The sequence below is a fragment of the Streptomyces sp. NPDC000410 genome (assembly GCF_040300305.1).
Taxonomy (GTDB): domain Bacteria; phylum Actinomycetota; class Actinomycetes; order Streptomycetales; family Streptomycetaceae; genus Streptomyces.
The window spans coordinates 46,964-66,098 of sequence record NZ_JBEPDM010000004.1; the positions used below are offsets into that span (position 1 = coordinate 46,964).

At 71.1% G+C, this 19,135-nt stretch carries 17 protein-coding genes and 1 riboswitch; of the genes, 6 read left to right on the forward strand and 11 right to left on the reverse strand.

Annotation, left to right across the window (positions count from 1 at the left end; genetic code table 11):
- Window positions 1-79: 79 nt before the first annotated feature.
- The 5 genes from ABT342_RS07160 to ABT342_RS07180 are packed head-to-tail and all read left to right on the forward strand — an operon-like array spanning window position 80 to window position 5,279.
- Window positions 80-1,042 (forward strand): STM4015 family protein, encoded by a 963-nt coding sequence (locus ABT342_RS07160; protein WP_351568253.1) that lies wholly within the window; start codon window positions 80-82, stop codon window positions 1,040-1,042.
- Window positions 1,039-2,172, forward strand: coding sequence for an STM4014 family protein (locus ABT342_RS07165; RefSeq protein ID WP_351568256.1), 1,134 nt, complete (start codon window positions 1,039-1,041; stop codon window positions 2,170-2,172). The genes ABT342_RS07160 and ABT342_RS07165 overlap by 4 nt, the downstream gene beginning before the upstream one ends.
- 20 nt (window positions 2,173-2,192) lie before the next feature.
- Window positions 2,193-3,017 carry an STM4013/SEN3800 family hydrolase gene (locus ABT342_RS07170; RefSeq protein ID WP_351568868.1) on the forward strand — a complete coding sequence of 275 codons (825 nt, stop codon included), beginning with the start codon at window positions 2,193-2,195 and terminating at the stop codon, window positions 3,015-3,017.
- The gene (locus tag ABT342_RS07175; RefSeq protein ID WP_351568259.1) at window positions 3,014-4,378 is read left to right on the forward strand and encodes an STM4012 family radical SAM protein; all 1,365 of its coding nucleotides are present in this window, start codon (window positions 3,014-3,016) and stop codon (window positions 4,376-4,378) included. Before ABT342_RS07170 ends, ABT342_RS07175 begins: the two co-directional genes overlap by 4 nt.
- A gap of 7 nt (window positions 4,379-4,385) precedes the next feature.
- Window positions 4,386-5,279: an STM4011 family radical SAM protein gene (locus ABT342_RS07180; protein WP_351568262.1), complete on the forward strand. Its 894-nt coding sequence runs from the start codon at window positions 4,386-4,388 to the stop codon at window positions 5,277-5,279.
- Here ABT342_RS07180 and ABT342_RS07185 read toward each other — a convergent pair.
- Together ABT342_RS07185 and ABT342_RS07190 are read right to left on the reverse strand one after the other, a co-directional pair.
- Window positions 5,240-6,031 (reverse strand): SGNH/GDSL hydrolase family protein, encoded by a 792-nt coding sequence (locus tag ABT342_RS07185; protein WP_351568265.1) that lies wholly within the window; start codon window positions 6,029-6,031, stop codon window positions 5,240-5,242. The genes ABT342_RS07180 and ABT342_RS07185 overlap by 40 nt on opposite strands.
- A 110-nt stretch (window positions 6,032-6,141) precedes the next feature.
- Window positions 6,142-6,975 carry a M23 family metallopeptidase gene (locus ABT342_RS07190; RefSeq protein ID WP_351568267.1) on the reverse strand — a complete coding sequence of 278 codons (834 nt, stop codon included), beginning with the start codon at window positions 6,973-6,975 and terminating at the stop codon, window positions 6,142-6,144.
- A gap of 2 nt (window positions 6,976-6,977) precedes the next feature.
- Window positions 6,978-7,140: riboswitch (cyclic di-AMP (ydaO/yuaA leader) on the reverse strand.
- Window positions 7,141-7,774: 634 nt separating this feature from the next.
- On the opposite strand from ABT342_RS07190, the gene ABT342_RS07195 reads away from it, so the two are divergent.
- A complete protein-coding gene (locus tag ABT342_RS07195; RefSeq protein WP_351568270.1) occupies window positions 7,775-8,590 on the forward strand; it encodes a tyrosine-protein phosphatase in 816 nt (271 codons plus the stop codon).
- Between the two features lie 21 nt (window positions 8,591-8,611).
- Here ABT342_RS07195 and ABT342_RS07200 read toward each other — a convergent pair whose 3' ends face one another.
- From ABT342_RS07200 to hpnE, 9 genes are all read right to left on the reverse strand, one after another.
- Window positions 8,612-8,734, reverse strand: a complete 123-nt coding sequence (locus ABT342_RS07200; protein ID WP_351568273.1) for a DUF6126 family protein — start codon at window positions 8,732-8,734, stop codon at window positions 8,612-8,614.
- A gap of 11 nt (window positions 8,735-8,745) precedes the next feature.
- The gene (locus ABT342_RS07205; RefSeq protein WP_351568276.1) at window positions 8,746-9,399 is read right to left on the reverse strand and encodes an XRE family transcriptional regulator; all 654 of its coding nucleotides are present in this window, start codon (window positions 9,397-9,399) and stop codon (window positions 8,746-8,748) included.
- Between the two features lie 66 nt (window positions 9,400-9,465).
- Entirely contained in the window at window positions 9,466-10,851 is a 1,386-nt protein-coding gene (locus ABT342_RS07210) for an aspartate aminotransferase family protein (protein ID WP_351568279.1), read from the reverse strand.
- Window positions 10,848-12,746, reverse strand: coding sequence for a 1-deoxy-D-xylulose-5-phosphate synthase (gene dxs / locus ABT342_RS07215; protein WP_351568282.1), 1,899 nt, complete (start codon window positions 12,744-12,746; stop codon window positions 10,848-10,850). Before dxs ends, ABT342_RS07210 begins: the two co-directional genes overlap by 4 nt.
- Before the next feature lie 81 nt (window positions 12,747-12,827).
- Entirely contained in the window at window positions 12,828-13,850 is a 1,023-nt protein-coding gene (hpnH, locus tag ABT342_RS07220) for an adenosyl-hopene transferase HpnH (protein ID WP_351568285.1), read from the reverse strand.
- A gap of 5 nt (window positions 13,851-13,855) precedes the next feature.
- Window positions 13,856-14,488, reverse strand: coding sequence for a phosphorylase family protein (locus ABT342_RS07225; RefSeq protein ID WP_351568288.1), 633 nt, complete (start codon window positions 14,486-14,488; stop codon window positions 13,856-13,858).
- Window positions 14,489-16,456, reverse strand: a complete 1,968-nt coding sequence (gene shc, locus ABT342_RS07230; RefSeq protein ID WP_351568291.1) for a squalene--hopene cyclase — start codon at window positions 16,454-16,456, stop codon at window positions 14,489-14,491.
- A 118-nt stretch (window positions 16,457-16,574) separates the two neighbouring features.
- Entirely contained in the window at window positions 16,575-17,684 is a 1,110-nt protein-coding gene (locus ABT342_RS07235; protein ID WP_351568294.1) for a polyprenyl synthetase family protein, read from the reverse strand.
- Window positions 17,681-19,066, reverse strand: a complete 1,386-nt coding sequence (hpnE, locus tag ABT342_RS07240; protein WP_351568297.1) for a hydroxysqualene dehydroxylase HpnE — start codon at window positions 19,064-19,066, stop codon at window positions 17,681-17,683. The genes ABT342_RS07235 and hpnE overlap by 4 nt, the downstream gene beginning before the upstream one ends.
- Between the last annotated feature and the right edge of the window lie 69 nt (window positions 19,067-19,135).

Genomic DNA, 19,135 nt, shown 5'->3' on the forward strand with positions numbered 1-19,135 from the left:
GCGGGCGGTGTCAGTGCGGCTTGGTAGAACTGCACGCACATCAGCCGATCAACGCCGTCCGGTGTCTGGAGCATCCGTCATGAGCCATAGGGGCGACCTGCAGGAGCTGCACGGGCTACCTGCGTTCGATTTTCCCGACGCCGACGCCACCGTCGACGCGCTCCCCGACCCGGCCTCCGTCGCCTGGCGGATCGCCGTCGACTCGTACGACAGCGAGGAGGAGTGGGAGGAGGCCTTCGCCCGCTTCACCTCCGCGGTGGACACCACGCGGGTGCGGGCGCTGATCGTCGGCGCGTGGAGCGAGGCGTACGACTCCGATCCGGGCCCGGTCATCTCGGCCCTGCTCGCCGCGGGCGCGAGCAAGCAGTTGCCCGCGCTGCGCGCCCTGTTCCTCGGTGACATGTCCGGCGAGGAGTGCGAGATCTCCTGGATCAACCAGACCGACGTGTCGCCGCTGCTCGAAGGATTTCCGGAGCTCGAGGAGTTCGGTGTCCAGGGCGGCTCCGGCCTCGTCTTCCCCGCCACGCGCCACGAGAAGCTGCGGACGCTCCGGGTCGAGACCGGCGGTCTGCCCGCCGAGGTGGTGCGGGGCATCGCGGCGAGCGAGCTTCCCGCGCTGGAGCATCTCGACCTCTGGCTGGGTGTCTCCGAGTACGGCGGCGATGCCGAGCTCAGCGACCTGGAGCCGTTCCTCTCCGGCACCCGGCTGCCCCGGCTCAGGTATCTCGCCCTGCGCAACAGTGAGATCCAGGACGAGATCGCCGCCGCCCTGGCCGGTGCGCCGGTCGTCGCGCGCCTGGAGACCCTGGACCTGTCGATGGGCACCCTCGGCGACGAGGGAGCGGTGGCGCTCCTCGAAGGACAGCCGCTCACGCACCTCAAGAAGCTGGATCTGAACCACCATTTCATCAGCGAGCCGATGGCCGAGCGCATACGCCGGGCCCTGGAGCCCGCCGGGGTGACGGTCGATCTCGACGATGTCCAGGAGGCCTGGGGCGACGACGAGGACGGCCGCGGCCGATTCACCGCGGTGGCGGAGTGACACCTGCCGCACCGGCCGCACCACCGCCGTTCGCCGTTGTCGGCAATCCCGAGAACCGACGCGTCGCGTTCTTCCAGCAGGCCGTCCACGCGGCGGGGCTGCCCGCCCCTCGCGTGATCCCCTGGCTCGACGTGCTGCACGGCCGCGCCCGTTTCCTGCCGGGCGAGTCGGTGCGTATCGACTCGCCCGGTGAGAACGCGGAGGTGGATCTCCTGCTGCGCGGTGCCCGCGATCCGGCCCGGGTCGAGGGCACCGGCCGCTGGTACGCCCGGTTCGGCGAGGCCGTCCGGGAGGTGGCCCGTGCCGTACGCGACGCGGGCGGCACGCTCCTGGACGACCCGGAGGATCTCGCCGTGCTGTTCGACAAGAGGCTCTGCCACGAGCGGCTCGCGACGGCCGGGGTGGCGGTCCCGCCCTCGCCGACCTCGGGCGCCTCGGCCCCCGCCGTACGCGGCTGGGACGAGGTCCGGGCGCGGCTCGCCGAGCCGGGGTTCCACCGCTCGTTCGTCAAACTCGCGCATGGCTCTTCGGCCTCCGGCGTCCTCGCGGTGGAGACCGCGCGCGGTGGCCGGATCCGGGCGACCACATCGGTCGAGCGGACCGCCGACGGCCGGCTGTTCAACTCGCTCCGGCTGCGCCGCTACACGACCGAGGCCGAGATCGCCGCGATCGTGGACAGCCTCGCACCCGACGGCCTGCACATCGAACGCTGGCTGCCCAAGGCACTCCAGCGGGGCAGGGCCGCGGATCTCCGGGTGGTGGTGGTCGCCGGACGGGCCACCCATGTCGTCGTACGCACCAGCCGCTCCCCGCTCACCAATCTGCACCTCGGTGGCGAGCGGGGCGACGTCGCCGCCGCGATGGCCGCCGTAGGGGCGGCGGGCCGCAGCTGGCACGACGATGTCCTCGGGCTGTGCGAGCGGGCGGCCGCCCGCTTCCCGCGGACGCTGTGTGTCGGCGTCGATCTGCTTCCCGCCACCGGCTGGCGCCGCTTCGCCGTCGGCGAGGTCAACGCCTTCGGCGATCTGCTGCCGGGGCTCACCGGGCTGCCGGGCAGTGGCGCCGAGGGCCTCGACACCTATGCGGCGCAACTCGCCGCCGTCCTACGCACGAACCATCAGGAACCATGAACATGATCGATATGGTCGATATGTCGACGGTCGTCGGCACCGACGATCTACTGCTCGTCACCCTCGACACCCTCCGTTTCGATGTCGCCGCCGAGCTCGCCGCGGCCGGCCGGATCCCGAACCTCGCCCGCCACCTCCCGGACGGCGTCTGGGAGAAGCGGCACGCGCCGGGCAGCTTCACGTACGCGTCGCACCAGGCGATCTTCGCCGGGTTCCTGCCGACCCCCGCCGCGCCCGGCCCGCATCCACGGCTGTTCGCCGCGCGGTTCACGGGCAGCGAGACCACCGCGGACGGCACCTTCGTGTACGACTCCCCCGACCTGGTCACCGGGCTGGCGGCTGCCGGGTACCGGACGGTCTGCGTCGGCGGCGTGGGGTTCTTCAACGGACAGGGGCCGTTGGGCACGGTCCTGCCCGGCCTGTTCCAGGAGAGCCATTGGGAACCGGAGTTCGGCGTCGCCTCTCCGACCTCGTTCGAGGCTCAGGTGGACCGGGCCGAACAGGTCGTCGCCGGTCTCCCGCACGACCAGCGGCTTTTCCTCTTCGTCAATGTGTCCGCGCTGCATCAGCCCAACTGGTTCCACCTGCCGGGCGCCACCCGCGAGACGGGCGATTCGCGGGCCACGCATGCCGCGGCGCTGGAGTACGTGGACCGGCACATCGGCCGCCTCTTCGCCGCGGCGAGCAGCCGGCGCCGCTGCCTCGCGATCGTCTGCTCCGACCACGGCACGGCGTACGGCGACGACGGCTACACCGGCCACCGGCTCGGCCACGAGGTCGTCTGGACGGTCCCGTACGCGCAGTTCTTCCTCCCCGGACCGGTACGCGCGAAGGACTCCCGATGACCGAGACCACGACCGTGACCGCGACCGAGACCACGACCACGACCACGACCGTCAGGCCGTATCAGAGCTACGTGTACGCGTACCCGCACAAGACCGCGTACCGCCCGCTGGCGGACCGGCCCGCGCTGCGCGAGCTGTGGGCGGACGAGCGCAAGGACGCGCTCTCCCTCTATCTGCACATACCGTTCTGCGAGGTCCGCTGCGGCTTCTGCAACCTCTTCACCCGCATCGGCGCTCCCGACGAGCTGACCACCCGCTATCTCGACGCGCTGGAACGGCAGGCCATGGCCGTACGCGACGCGCTCGGCGACGCGGACCCCGTGCGCTTCGCGGCAGCCGCCTTCGGCGGCGGCACGCCCACCTACCTCGACGCCGGGGAGCTGGAGCGACTGTGCGACATCGCCGAGAAGCGGATGGGCGCGGATCTGCGCGCGGTGCCGCTCTCGGTGGAGACCTCGCCCGCCACGGCGACCGCCGACCGGCTCGCCGTCCTCGCCGGGCGCGGGGCGACCCGGCTGAGCATCGGCGTGCAGAGCTTCGTCGACGAGGAGTCCAAGGCCGCGGTCCGCCCGCAGCGGCGTGCCGACGTCGAGGCCGCGCTCGGCCGGATCCGGGACGCCCGGATCCCCGTACTCAACATCGATCTGATCTACGGGATCGACGGCCAGACCCGTGCGAGCTGGCGCCGGTCGCTCGACGCGGCGCTCGCCTGGCGGCCCGAGGAGCTGTATCTCTATCCCCTGTATGTGCGGCCGCTGACCGGACTCGGCCGCCTGGGCGTGGACGCCGACGCCGCCTGGGACGAGCAGCGTCTCGCGCTGTACCGACAGGGCCGTGATCATCTGCTCGCCCATGGCTACGAGCAGGTGTCGATGCGCATGTTCCGCCGCGCGGACACTCCGGCGCAGGGCGCGGACGACTACGCCTGCCAGACCGACGGCATGATCGGCCTCGGCTGCGGAGCCCGCTCGTACACCTCAGGGCTGCACTACTCCTTCGACTACGCCGTCGACATGCGCCAGATACGCGCGATCATCGACGACTACACGCGGGCGGAGGACTTCACCCGGGCCGAGGTCGGCCGCCGCGTCGACCGGGACGAGTCCCGCCGCCGCCATCTGCTCCAGTCGCTGCTGCAGGCGTGCGGAATGGACGTGGCGGACTACCGGGCGCGGTTCGGCAGCGTTCCGTGGGACGACTTCCCCACCGAGCTCGCGGCGTTCGCCGAGCGCGGCTGGCTCGAGGAGACCGGAGGGCTCCTGCGGCTGACGGACCAGGGCCTGGCGTATTCGGACGCGCTCGGACCCGAGCTGTTCTCCCCCGCCGTACGAGCCGCGATGACCGCGTACGAGATCAAGTGAGACGCGGATGGATCTGACCGTTCTGTACCGGGGACCACTGGCCTCCTGCGACTACGACTGCCCGTACTGCCCGTTCGCGAAGCGCCGCGACAGCCGCGAGCAGTTGCGCGGTGACCGGGCGGCCCTGGAGCGGTTCGCCGGCTGGGCGGCGCGGCAGACGGAGGACCGGCTGTCGGTGCTGTTCACGCCCTGGGGCGAGGGCCTCGTCCGCTCCTGGTACCGGACCACGCTGGTCGAGCTGTCCCGGCTGCCGCACATCCGCCGGGTCGCCGTCCAGACCAATCTGAGCTGCCGGACCGACTGGCTGGCGGACGCCGACGCCGACACGCTCGCGCTGTGGTGCACGTACCACCCGGGTCAGACCCCGTACGACCGTTTCCTGGGCAAGTGCCGTGACCTGGCCGCGCGCGGGATCCGGTTCAGCGTCGGGGTCGTCGGCTTCGCCGAGCATCTGGAGCAGGCCCGGCGGCTGCGGGCCGATCTCCCGCCACACGTCTATCTGTGGATCAACGCCGCGGAGGGCCGGGAGTACAGCGACGCGGAGGCCGCCGACTGGACGGCCCTCGACCCGCTCTTCCCGTTCAGCCGGCACCCCCACCGCTCGGCGGGCCTGCCGTGCCGGACGGGCGAGTCGGTGATCTCGGTGGACGGCGAGGGGACGGTGCGACGCTGCCACTTCGTCCGGGAGGAGCTCGGCAACCTCTACGACGGCTCGTACCGCACGGCCCTGCGGCCCCGCGCCTGTCCGCTCGCCCTGTGCGACTGCCATATCGGCTATGTCCACTTGGAGTCGCTGCCGCTGTACGACGTGTTCGCGGGCGGGGTCCTGGAGCGGATCCCCGCCGGCGCGAACGGGATGATTCAGAGCGGAAGCAGATCAGGACGCTTCGGCTCCACATGATCCCCGGACGACTCCCCCCGCAGCCGCCGCCCGATCCACGGCACCAGGTACTCGCGCGCCCAGTGGATGTCGTCGCGGCGGACCTCCAGCGTCCCGCGGGGCGGCAGCGGCGGCCACGCCTGGTCGGGGTCGGCGGGGACGTCGAGACCGAGCACCTGGGCGGCGCGGAGCGCGACGCGGGTGTGGCCCTCGGGTGACAGGTGCAGCCGGTCGTCGTCCCAGGCGCGCCTGTCCTGGACGGACTTGAGCGACCACAGGTCGAGGACGGGGCAGTCGTAGCGGTCGGCGATGGCCCGGACGTGCGCGGTGTACGTGGCGATCTTGCCCCGCAGATGACGCAGTACGGGCACGCCGCGGGTGTCGAAGCCGGTGGTCACCATGACGGTGCCGACCGCGCCGGTGAGGTCGGCGACCGCGCGCTCGAAGCGCGCGGCGACGTCGTCGGGGTCGGTGCCGGGGCGGATGATGTCGTTGCCGCCCGCGCAGAACGTCACCAGGTCGGGGGCGAGTTCCTTGGCGCGCGGGACCTGCTCCTCGACGATCTGGTCCAGCAGCCTGCCTCGTACCGCCAAGTTGGCGTAGCGGAAGGTGTGTTCCGGTACGCGGTCGTCGAGCAGGACGGCGAGGCGGTCCGCCCAGCCCACGAACTGTCCCTCGGGTCCGGGATCCCCGACGCCCTCGGTGAAGCTGTCACCGATCGCCGCGTACGACCCGAATGCACTGTTTTTTCTTGATCTCGAATCGTCTGCCACGTCGAGACATCCTTCACCTCACGAAGTGACTTACGCCACCGTAGGGATGGGTTGACGCGGGGTGATATAGACCACCTGGTCAGCTTTCCGGGAAACGGGAATACGACACGTCAGATCGAGACGCCGTGCTGGCGCAGGTACGCCAGCGGGTCGATGTCGGAGCCGTAGCGCGGAGTGGTACGGACCTCGAAGTGCAGGTGCGGACCGGAGGAGTTGCCGGTGGAGCCGGACAGGCCGATCTGCTCCCCGCCGCGCACGCTCTGGCCGGACGAGACGGACAGCTGGGAGAGGTGGGCGTACTGCGAGTAGGTGCCGTCGGCGTGCTGGATGACGACCTCGTTGCCGTACGAACCGCTCCAGCCGGCCGAGACGACGGTGCCCGCGCCGACGGCCTTCACGGAGGTCCCGGTGGCGGCCGCGAAGTCGGCGCCGGTGTGGTAGCCGCTGGACCACATGGCTCCGGCGGTCTTGTACGCGGTGGTGACGGCGGAGGGGACCGGGGCGAAGAAGGGGGCGACGCGGGTCTTCGCGGCGGGGGCGGCCTTCCCGGCGGGGGCGGCAGCGGGGGCGGCCTTGGGCTTCGCGTTCGCGCCGATGGCCAGCTGGATACCCGGACGGATCACGGAGGGGTTCGCACCCACGACGGAGCGGTTGTCCGCGTACAGCTTCTTCCAGCCGCCGCTGACCTTCTGCTCCTTGGCGATCTTCGCCAGGGTGTCGCCGGGCGCCACCGTGTAGGTCCGGGGAGCCTTGGGAGCCTCGACCTGCTGGGCGACGGAGACAGTCCGCTCCGGGGCGACGGCAGGCGCGGACTTCTCCGCCGCGTGCGCGCCGGTGGCACCGATGAGCGGGAGCGCGATGACGGCGCCACCCGTGCCCGCGGCGACGAGTCCGCGCGTGATCGGGTTCTTCCTCGAACGGCGGTGCTTACCCATTGCGGGCATGGCGAATTCCTCTCCGGCGCCTGCGAAGTGAGCTGTCGGGTTCGGGCTGGAGCTGCCCGGCCGCGTAGGTGCGCGACTTCACCCCGAGCCGCTCCGCATTGACGGACCGGCGGTTTCACTGGGTCCCCCGCTCCTGCCACACGTGGATAGATGCGATATTCCGGACGACGGCAGGATTAGGCGTTCCGACCGGATTGCGGTGACCGTAAGCGAGCCCGGTCGGCACGAACAAGCCACCGCTTGGGCCGCTGATTCGCCCGCGTGATATCCGCGGGGATTTCCCGGTCACCCTGCGTGGATTACGGTCTTCGACTCCCTTGAGGAGCGGGGAATTTGACGGCGGCGCGCGGCGACGGAACGTCACCAATATGATCCCGCTCACGGCATGGACGTCATCTCCCCCGCAACCGGGGCTTGTTGCCCCAGATGACCTAATACGGGCATAAGCCTCAGTAGGCCAGCAATGCCCCTATATCCGGCACTGCTGGAGCGCCACGGCGCCAAGATCGCCGCGCAGCGTGGCGGACGAACCGGGGACCGCTCTCGACCGGGTCATGCGTAACCGCTTGCGCGCCCGCACAGCAGCCAGGCGCGACCGCCACCCTCCGTGTCGATCACCACAACCCACCAAATTCACGCAGAACCGAACACCTTCGATCCCAAGCCGCCCTGGAGGCAACTCCCTTGCACGGTCGACCGAACGCACAACCAAGATGATTGCCTGAGGAACCAATGTCGTATCGTCGACAGCGCGCCTACGTCGGCGAGCCGTGCCGACCGCAGACACTCAGGAGCCCCCGTGACGCAGCAGCTGCCCGAGGTCCCGTCGACCGAACCCGAGCTGTCGGGCGTGCGCAACTTCAGGGACGTGGGCGGACTGCCGACCGTGGACGGGCTGCGCGTTCAGTACGGACGGCTCTTCCGCAGCGGCCACCTGGCGCACGCGACCGACGCGGATGCCGCGTTCCTCTCCTCGCTCGGGCTCCACACGATCTTCGATTTCCGCAACTCCGCGGACCAGAAGCTGGACGGCCTGGACGTCGAGCTGCCCGGAGTGCGCAACGTGAACATCCCGCTCACCGACCCGGCCGACGGCGCCGAGTTCTGGAAGATGGTCCGCGACGGCGATCTGGACCAGCTGCGGTCCATCCTCGGCGACGGCAAGGCGGCCAACCGGATGATCGAGTCCTACCGGGTCATCATCAAGGAGCGCACCGCCGAGCACAGCCGGGTGCTGCACGCCCTGGCGGAGGACAGCGTCCCGGCCCTGATGCACTGCGCGGCCGGCAAGGACCGGGCGGGTCTGTCCATAGCCGTCTCGCTGCTCGCCGTGGGCGTCGAGCGCGACGCCATCGAGGCCGACTACCTCAAGTCGAACGACCCGCACCGCCGCTACAAGGTGCGCCGCGGCGAGAACGCGCCCGCCGGGATGTCCCCGGAGGTGATGGAGCTGCTGAGCCCGCTGTTCGACGCCCGCGCCGAGTACCTCGCCGCCGCGTTCGACACCATCGACGAGACCTGGGGCGGCACCGAGCGCTACCTGTCCGACGGCCTGGGCATCACGCCGCAGACGCGTGAGCGGCTGCGCGAGCGCCTCCTGGACGGGGCGCTCTGAGCCACCGGGCGAAACACCGGGTCAGCCGGCCCCGACCTTGAACAGCAGATAGAGGAACGCCGCGAACAGGTGGCCCGCCACCAGATAGGCGAAGAGCCGGACGATCAGTCCGACCGGAAACTTCTGCTCCTGGTCCTGGTTCATCAGCGGCCTCCTCAGGCGTGCGGGTGCGCGTGCGGGTCGGGGCTCTGCAGCAGCGTGTGGACGAACAGCAGCTCGGCCCCCTCCCGCGTGACAGCGGCGATACGGTGCGGAGTGAGCGAGTCGAAGTGGGCGCTGTCCCCCGGGTCGAGCTCGTGCACGGTTTCGCCGAGGCCCAGGCGCAGCCGCCCTTCGATGACGTACAGCCACTCCTCGCCGGGATGCACCCGCACGAGGTCCCCCTGGGTCCCGTACGGCACGCGCACCCGCAGGGCCTGCATGGCGCGTCCGCGCCCGCCGGCCTGCCGGTAGGTCCAGCCGTCGGCCTCGGCGGGGCCCATCCGCCCGCCGCGGATGACGGCGTCGCGCTCCGGCGGCAGCTCGCCGAGGGGCTCGGAGACCGTCGTACCGTAGGTCCGGGCGAGGGCGAGCAGCATCGGCAGCGAAGGCTGCCGGTTGCCCGTCTCCAGCCGGGAGAGATGGGCGGGTGAGAGGCCCGCGCGCTGGGCGGCGGCCTCCAGGGTGAGGCCACGGCGGCGGCGCAGCTCACGCAGCCGGGGCGCGACGTCGGGCAGCGTGTCCGCGTCCCGTCCGGCATCGTGTCCGGAGGCTTGTCCGGCGTCGTGTCCGGCATCGTGGCCTGGGGCTTGTCCGGCAGGATGGCTCATGCGTCCATTGCGCCAGGATGTTTCCTCTGGGGCAAATTTCTTGCCCCAGAGGCAAAAGCCGCGTGATCAGCGGTTGGCGACGGCCTGCTTGACCAGCGTCCTGCCGAAGTCCCACATCAGCCCGCCACCCCCGTGGGCGTCGTCCATCACCGCGGTGAAGGCCGTCACGAAGCGGTCGACCTCCCGCTCCCCGATGATCAGCGGCGGGATCAGTTTGATCACTTCCAGATGGTCACCGGCGACCTGGGTGAGGATGCGGTGCTTCTGCAGCAGCGGGACGACCACCATCTGCGCGAACAGCCCCTTGCGGGCCGCCTGGAGCATCGTCCAGCGGCTGCGCAGCTTCATCGAGGACGGCCGGCCGAACTCGATCCCGATCATCAGTCCGCGCCCGCGCACGTCGTGGAGCAGTTCGTACCGGTCCACGAGCGCCGTGAGCCGCGACTTCAGCAGCTCGCCGGTCGCCCTGGCGTTCGCCACGGTCTCCTCGTTCTCGATCACCGACAGGACGGCGAGCCCGGCGGCCATCGCCTGCGCGTTGGAGCCGAAGCTCGCCGAGTGCACCAGCACCCGGTCCATCGACGAGTAGACCTTCTTGAAGATCCAGTCCTTGCCGAGGGTCGCGCCGACCGGGACATAGCCGCCGGAGAGCGCCTTCGCCACACAGACGAGATCGGGCTCGACGCCGTCCCCGTGCTGGTACGCGTAGAAGTCGCCGGTCCTGCCGAGTCCCGTCTGCACCTCGTCGGCGATCAGCAGCGCCTTGTGCCGGTGCAGCAGTTCCTGTGCCGCGTACAGGAATCCGGGAGGGGCCTCGTGGACGCCCTTGCCCTGGACGGGTTCCACGACGAAGCCCGCCACATCGCCGCGCTTCAGCTCGCGCTCCAGGGCGGCGAGGTCGCCGAGCCCGATCGCGGTGTCGGGCAGCAGCGGGGCGAAGCCGTCCCGGAAGCCCGCCTCTCCGTTGACCGAGAGCGAGCCGGTGGTCAGCCCGTGGAAGGCGTGCGCGCAGTACACGATCCGTGGCTTCCCGGTGGCGTAGCGGGCGAACTTGAGGGCCGTCTCGACGGCTTCCGTACCGCTGTTGCCGAAGAAGACCCGGTCCAGATGGGGGCTGTGGGCGAGCAGCTTCTCGGCGAGGAGTCCGGGCAGGGGCGCGCAGTCGAAGCGGGTGAGGTCGGCGAGTGAGGCGTCGAGGACGTCGTGGAGCGCCTGGCGGACGACCGGGTGGTGCCGGCCGAGGCCCATCACGCCGAATCCGGCGAGCATGTCGAGGTAGTCGTTGCCGTCGCCGTCCCAGAAGTACGCACCTTCGCCGCGCTCGTACACCTTGTCGAAGCCGATGGTGTGGAGCATGCGCGGCAGCTGGTGGTTGAGATGGCGTGCGTGCAGTTCGTAGCGCTCGGCGCCGCGCGCGGCGAGCAGCTCCGCGAGATCGAACTTGGTGGTCATCGGCCGTACTCCTCGCGTGACTTCGTGCGTACGCGTACCAGGGCGGCGCTGATCCGCCCCGCGATCTCCACCGGCGTCAGTCCGATGTCGGCCAGCACCTCGCCGCGCTTCCCGTGTGCGAGGAACTGCTCGGGAATGCCGAAGGTGCGCAGCGGTACGTCCACCCCGGCGTCCCGCAGCGCCTGTCCCACGGCGGAACCGACCCCGCCCGTCCTGCTGTTGTCCTCGACCACGGCGACGACGCGGTGCGCGGCGGCGAGCGGGGCGAGCTGTTCGTCGACGGGTTTGACCCAGCGGGGGTCGACGACGGTGCACCCCAGTCCGCGGCCCTCCAGCAGCTCGGCGGCTTGCAGGCAGACCGGTGCCAGCGCCCCGACGGAGATCAGCAGTACGCCGGCGTCGTCGCTCCGGTGCAGTACGTCCATCCCGCCGACCCGGTCCAGGGCGGGCTGCGGCCGCCCCACCGCCTCCTTGGGGAAGCGCAGCACGGTCGGCGCGTCGGTCACCTCGACGGCCTCGCGCAGCTGGGCCCGCAGCTGGTCGGCGTCGCGCGGGGCGGCGATCCGGAGGCCCGGTACGACCTGGAGGAGCGACATGTCCCACATGCCGTTGTGCGAGGGCCCGTCCACGCCGGTGACCCCGGCCCGGTCGAGGACGAAGGTGACACCGCACCGGTGCAGGGCCACGTCCATCAGCAACTGGTCGAAGGCGCGGTTGAGGAAGGTGGCGTAGACGGCGACGACCGGGTGGAGCCCGCCGGTCGCCAGGCCCGCCGCGGAGACCGCCGCGTGCTGCTCGGCGATGCCCACGTCCCAGACGCGGTCGGGGAAGCGTGCGGCGAACTTCGTCAGCCCCACGGTGTGCAGCATCGCGGCGGTGATCGCCACGACATCGGGCCGTTCGGCACCGATCGCGGCGATCTCGTCGCCGAACACCGAGGTCCAGGAGGGGCCGATGGACGGTTCCGAGGGCTCGCAGGTGCGGGGGGCCATCCGGCCCACGGTGTGGAACCGGTCGGCCTCGTCCTGTTCCGCGTGCCGGTAGCCGCGGCCCTTCTCGGTGATGCAGTGCACCAGCACCGGCCCGTGGAAGCGCTTGGCCCGCCGCAGCGCCGACTCGACGGCGGCGATGTCGTGGCCGTCGACGGGGCCCACGTACTTCAGTCCCAGGTCCTCGAACATGCCCTGCGGCGCGAAGGTGTCCTTGAAACCCTTCTTGGCACCGTGCAGCGACCCGTACAGGGGCTGTCCGATGACGGGTGTGTGCTGGAGGACGTCCTTGCCCCAGGCGAGGAGGCGCTCGTAGCCGTCGGTGGTGCGGAGGGCCGCGAGGTGGCCCGCGAGGCCGCCGATGGTCGGTGCGTAGGACCGCTCGTTGTCGTTGACCACGATGGTCAGGGGCCGGTCCTCGGCGGCGGCGATGTTGTTGAGGGCTTCCCAGGCCATGCCACCGGTGAGCGCCCCGTCGCCGATGACCGCGACGACGTGGTCGTCCCGTCCGAGGACCTGATGGGCCTTGGCGAGTCCGTCGGCCCAGCCGAGGACCGTGGAGGCGTGGGAATTCTCGATGACGTCGTGTGCGGACTCCTCGCGGGAGGGATAGCCGGACAGGCCGCCCTTGCCGCGGAGTTTGGAGAAGTCCTGCCGGCCGGTGAGGAGCTTGTGGACGTAACTCTGGTGTCCGGTGTCCCACAGGATCCGGTCGGCGGGCGAGTCGAAGACGCGGTGGAGTGCGATGGAGAGTTCCACCACGCCGAGATTCGGCCCCAGATGGCCGCCCGTTCCGGCCACGGCATGGATCAGGAATTCCCGGATGTCCTCGGCCAGTTCGTCGAGTTCCGCTTCGTCCAGCACCTTGAGATCGCGCGGCCCCCGGATGTTCTCCAGAATCGTCATGCTCGGGCCCCCTCTCTGACTGATCTGTTCGGACTCACGGTGACGGCGGGCGGCCGTGGAGCACCGCCCGCCGGCCCGTCCTCATCCGCCGTTCCCGGAGACCGTGTCCCGGGCGGCGCGCAGCGACTCCTTGAGGGAGCCCATGGTGGCGAGAACGGCGGTCGGCTCGTAGCCGCAGTGCGCCATGCAGTTCGCGCAGCGCGGGTCCTTGCCGCGCCCGTACTTGCTCCAGTCGGTGTCCTCGACCAGTTCCCGGTACGTGGGGACGTATCCGTCGCTCATCAGGTAGCAGGGCCGCTGCCAGCCGAAGAGGGAGTAGTTCGGGATCGCCCACGCGGTGCAGGGGAAATCGACCTTGCCCTCCAGGAAATCCAGGAAGAGCGGCGAATGGTTGAGCCGCCAGCGCCGCCGGTTGCCGCCCGCGAAGGATTTCCGGAACAGCTCGCGGGTCTGCTCGACACCGAGGAAGTGCTCCTGGTCGGGCGCCTTCTCGTAGGCGTACGCGGGCGAGATCATCATCTCGTCGACCTTGAGGTCGTCATTGAGGTAGTTGAGCACCTCGATGACGGTCTGCGGGGTGTCGGTGTTGAAGAAGGTCGAATTGGTGGTGACCCGGAAGCCACGCCGTTTGGCTTCCTTGATCGCCGCCACCGCCTCGTCGAACACTCCTTCCTTGGCGACCGATTCGTCGTGCCGTTCGCGCAGTCCGTCGATATGGACGGCGAAGGCGAAGAACGGCGACGGGGAGAAGTCCTCGATCCTCTTCCGGAGCAGCATGGCGTTGGTGCAGAGGAAGACGTACTTCTTCCTCGCGACCAGCTGCCGGACGATTTCGTCGATCTGGGGGTGCATCAACGGCTCGCCGCCCGCGATGGAGACCATCGGGGCCCCGGACTCCAGAACCGCGCCGACCGCCTGGGCTACAGGCATCCGCTGCTTGAGGATTCCTGCCGGGTGCTGGATCTTGCCGCAGCCCTCGCACTTCAGATTGCACGCGAACAACGGCTCCAGCTCCACGATCAGCGGAAACTTCTCACGCCTGCGGAGCTTCTGTTCAAGCAGATAGGTCCCGACCCTGATGGTCTGACGGAGCGGCATGGCCATCTAGCTCACCTCCTGGGGAGCAGCAAAGAACGGTGCCATTCGTGGAAAGCCGGAAGGACAGCACGCAGAACACGGAAAGCAGATATTCCACCGCGGACCGTGCCGATGCGGACCAGTTCGTGCTCTGGAGCGTCCACGACCACCCGGACGGCCGCAACCGGGCGCGGACCGGTGGACAGCGCGCCCCGGAGCGTGGCGGCGGACTCCATGTCCACCGCCAGCGCCCCCGTGGCCGCGAGCTCGGCGCGCTCCTGACCTCGTACGACATGGTCGGATCCGGTCAGCGGGCCGATGTGGACGGTGCGCCCGGGCACGGCACGGGCGAGCGCGTCCACGAGCAGCCTCGGCCCGGTGCAGGGCGTGCTGCCCCAGGGGCCGCGGGTCTCGTCGGCCACGACCAGATCCCCCGGGTGCATGCCCGGGGCGAGCCCGGCGCAGAAGCCGGACGCGATGACCGCCGCATCGCGCATGCCTGCGTCACCGAGCGCGGTCACGACGGCCTGCTCCGCGTTGCGCGGGCCCATGCCCGTACGGAGCAGGGTCACCCGGCCCGGCGCGCCGCCGCGCCGGGCGCGGCGCAGGGCGAACCGCTCGATGCCGAGGGCGCAGGCGATCAGCAGATCACCGGAAGCGTCCATTCAGGCCCCGTCCCGCCGGACGAGGGGCTCCCCGTGCAGATAGCGGCCGAGCGCCGTGAGCGGGAAGACCTGCCGGTAGAGGTGGTAGTTGATGGAGAAGTCCCAGGGGAAGCCCGTGCCCGTGAAGTACGGCTCGTCCCAGGAGCCGTCCGGGCGCTGCGTCCCGGCGAGGAAGGCGATGCCCCGCTCGGCCGCCTTGCCGTCCCGTTCCCCCGCCGCGAGCAGGGCCAGCAGTGCCCAGGCCGTCTGGGACGCGGTCGAGGCGCCGCGGCCGGCCCAGGACCGCTCGTGATACGAGCGCAGGTCCTCGCCCCAGCCCCCGTCGTCGTTCTGGACGGATTCGAGCCAGCCGACGGCGCGCCGGAGCGCGGGGTGCGCCGCGGGCAGTCCGGCCGCGGTCAGGGCGGGGACGACCGAGCCCGTTCCGTAGACGTAGTTGACGCCCCAGCGCCCGAACCAGGACCCGTCCGGCTCCTGTTCGGCGAGCAGCCACTCGATTCCCCTGCGGGTACGGGGGTGCTGGGCCCGGCCCTCGTACGCGAGCATCTCGACGACGTGCGCGGTGACGTCGGCGGACGGCGGGTCGATGACCTCACCGAAGTCGCAGAACGGCAGCCGGTTGGGGAACGGGCTGGTGTTGTCGGCGTCGAAGGCGGCCCAGGCGCCGTTCTTCGACTGCATCCCCAGCGTCCAGCGGCCGGCCCGCGCGATCGCGGCGTCGACCCGCGCGGGGTCGGGGTGCCGTACGCGGCGCAGCGCGAGGATGACTTCGGCGGTGTCGTCGATGTCGGGGTAGTTGTCGTTGTGGAACTCGAACGCCCAGCCGCCGGGCGGCAGTCCGGGCTTGCGTACGGCCCAGTCCCCGGGCCGTACGATCTCCTCGGCGAGCATCCAGTCGGCAGCCCTCACGAGCGCCGGGTGGTCGGCGGGCAGTCCGGCGTCGGCGAGTGCGATGGTGGCGAGGCAGGTGTCCCACACGGGTGACTGGCAGGCCTCGATCATCCGCGCCCCGTCCTCGCGCCACACGGCGAAGCGGTCGAGGGATTCCAGGCCCGCGCGCATCACCGGGTGGTCCAGGTCGTAGCCCAGCAGACGCAGGGCGATCACCGAGTAGACGGCGGGTGGCTGGATTCCGCCCCAGCAGCCGTCGTTCTCCTGCCGCTCGATGATCCAGCGGGCCGCGCTGTTCATGGCGGCGCGGCGCAGCAGGCGCGGGGCGACCTTGTGGTAGCCGTGCAGGACCTTGTCGAGTCGCTGGAAGAACCCCTCCCAACTGTTCGCCGGGGAAAGGGGTTTGACGGGGCTGGGGTCGCGCGGGTCGGTGTGCAGCTCGTCCAGCGGGAACGGCGCGGGCCGCACCGGCCGCTTCGCGGAGACGACGGTGAGCGGCACGATCGTCTGCCGGGCCCAGCAGCCGAAGTCGTAGATGTTGAGCGGGAACCAGCTGGGCAGGCAGACGATTTCGGGCGGCAGTTCGGGCAGGTCGTCCCACTTCCACCAGCCGAACAGCGCGAGCCAGATACGGGTGAAGACGCGGCTCGCGGCCATGCCGCCCTGCTCGCGGATCCAGGCGGCGGCGCGGGCCATGTGCGGATCGCCCGGGGCGTCTCCGGCGAGCCGCAGGGCCACGTAGGCCTCGATCGTGGTGGAGAGCTCGCCGGGTCCGCCGTGGAAGGTGGCCCAGGTGCCGTCCTCGCGCTGTTCGCCGCGGATGAAGAGGGCGGCGGCGCGGGTGGTCGTCTCGTCCCGGATCCCGAGGAACTGGCGCAGCAGGAGGTCCTCGGCGTCCATGGTGACGTTGGTTTCGAGGTCCCCCTTCCACCAGCCCTCGGCGTCCTGCCTGCCGAGAAGGTGCTCGATGGAGCGTCGTGCCGCCTGTTCGGCGGCGACTCGGGTGTCGGTCGGTTCGCTGGCCGCGGCTGTCCGGGGGCCGGGGGCCCCCGTACTTCCGTCGGTCGTCGCTGTCATGGCTTCCCCTTCGCACAGTCGGAATCTGCTGCTGCGGGTCTGCCGTCGGCCGGTGTCCGGTGGGACACCGGCCGGCGACTACGAACTCATATGAGGGTGATGGTGAGGGTGCTGGTGATCATCGCTGGCGTACGACGACGAAGTCGGCGAGCGCGACGAGCTGCGCGCGCACCTGCTCCGGCATCTCGATACGGTCCAGCGCCGCGACGGCGATGGCGTGCTGGCGACGGGCCTCCTGGGCGGTCCAGTCACGGCCGCCGGCCTCTTCGATCAGGGCCGCGCGGGTGGCGAACTCCTCCTCGGAGAAGCTGTCGAGGTCATTGCTCTTGGCGTCGGCGGCGAGCAGTTCGCCGAGCCGCTCGGAGGCCGGGCCGCCCGCGGCGAGCGCAGCCACGACCGGGAGGGACTTCTTGCGCTGGCGCAGGTCGCTCCAGGTCTGCTTGCCGGTCGCATCGGGGTCGCCCCAGATGCCGAGCAGATCGTCCACGGCCTGGAAGGCGATCCCCAGGTGGTGGCCGTACTCCTCCAGGGTGTCGGCGGTACGGTCGTCGGCGCCGCCGAGCACCGCGCCGATGGACATGGCGCAGGCCAGCAGCGCGCCGGTCTTGTTGCCCTCCATCTCCCGGCACTCCTCGACGGTGACCCGCTCGCGGTGCTCGAAGGAGATGTCCTGCGCCTGCCCGTCGATCAGCTTGCGCGTGGCGACGGTGAGGCGGCGGGTGGCCCGGCCGGCCTCCACCGTGCCGATTTCCAGCAGGATCTCGTTGGCCAGCGCGAACAGCGCGTCGCCGACGAGGATCGCCTGCGCGGGACCGTGCACCTTCCACACCGTGTCGCGGTGCCTGCGCTGCTCGTCGCCGTCCATCAGGTCGTCGTGGAGCAGCGAGAAGTTGTGCACCAGCTCCACCGCGACCGCGCCGGGGATGCCGACCTCCGGAGCGGCCCCGGCCACCTGCGCGGACAGCAGTGCCAGCGCCGGGCGTACGGCCTTGCCGCCGTCGCCGTCCGCGGGGCGGCCCTCGGCGTCGATCCAGCCGAAGTGGTACGCGGCGACGGTGTTCATGGGCGGCGCGAGCCGGTCCACGGCGGCGCGCAGCACCGGGGTGGACAGCGTCCGCCCGCGCTCGAGCAGCGCGGTGACGTCCGCGGTGTCGACAGCTGGGACAACCGGGTTCGCCGAAGGCGCAGTCGGCACTTTCTCTCCTCTGATTCCTGGCTCAAGTCTCATGCCGCCTCCTCGAGCGGATGTTCATGGGGGCGGCCGAGGGCGGTGAGCACGCTGCCCGCGGCGCTGAAACCGCTGCGTACGGCGCCCTCCATGGTCGCGGGCCAGCCAGTGGCGGTCCACGAACCGGCCAGATACAGGCCGGGTGCACGGGTACGCGCGGCGGGCCGCAGCCTGCCGACGCCGGGGGTGGGGGCGAACGTGGCCGTGCGCTCCCGGGTGACGAAGAAGTCCCGTACCTCCGCGCCGCGCGCGGCGGGCAGCAGCCGCTCCAGTTCGGGCAGGTAGCGGGCGCGCAGGGTGGCGACGGGGGTGTCGATCTCGTCCTCGGCGGCCGACTGGGACATCGCCAGGTACTGGCCGTGGTCGAGTCCGGAGGCGTGGGTGCGGTCGAAGACCCACTGGACGGGGGTGCCGAGCGCGGCGAAGAAGGGCCGGCGCAGCACGGTGCGGTCGTAGATCACATGGATGTTGAGGATCGGCGCGGTGCCGATCTCGAGCAGCCGGTCCGCGTCGTCGAGCGCGCCCTCGGGCAGCAGGGCGTGGGCCTCGCGCTGCGGTACGGCGAGGACGACGGCGTCCGCGTCGAGCCGCTCGGCGCCTGCCGTGACGTTCCAGCGGCCGTCGTCCGTGCGGGTGATCGCGCTGACGCGGGTGCGCAGTTCGGTACGCACGCCGGCGGTGTCGAGGGCCTTGCGGGCGAGGGTGTCGTGGAGCTCGCCGAGCGGCACGTGCGCCCAGCCGATGTCGGCGGCGCCGGGGCGGGAGAGCAGTCCGGTCTTGAAGACCATCGCGGCCAGGCCCATCGAGGCGTTCGGCGCGGTGGCGTTGAGGGTGGCGACGCCGACGAGGTCCCAGAGGGCCTCGATGCTGCGGCCGGTCTGGCCGTGGCGGCGGAGCCAGCCGGCGAAGTCGACGTCGTCGAGGGCGGGGTCGGCCGGGTCGAGCGCCTTGAGCGCGAGGGCGGCACGCCCGACCGCGGCACGCTCGGCGAGCGAGAGATGCGGGTAGGTGGCCAGGCTCGCCGCGAGGTGCAACGGCACGGGCAGCACTGTCCTGCGCAGCCGGCCCAGCCGGGGTCCACGGGGGTGCGCCACGTCGAGCACGGGGACGTCGAGGCGGTCCTGCAGCGGGGCGAGGCGGGCCCCGTCGACCCGGTCGAGGAACCACCGGTAGGCAGTGCAGCAGCGCAGGTACACGTGCTGCCCGTTGTCGATGGTGAGCTCCCCGCGCCGGAAGGAGAACGCGAGGCCGCCCAGCCGCGGCCGGTTCTCCACGAGGGTGACGCGCACCTTCGCGTCGGCCAGCCGGAGTGCCGCGGTGACACCGGCGAGTCCACCGCCGACGACCACGGCGTGCGGGGATGTCGTGGTGTCGCGCGTCATGAGCCCTCCCTCCAGCTCTGCGCGGTCGCGCCCGCGCGCGTTACACCCGGGCGCGTGACGGCCTCGGAG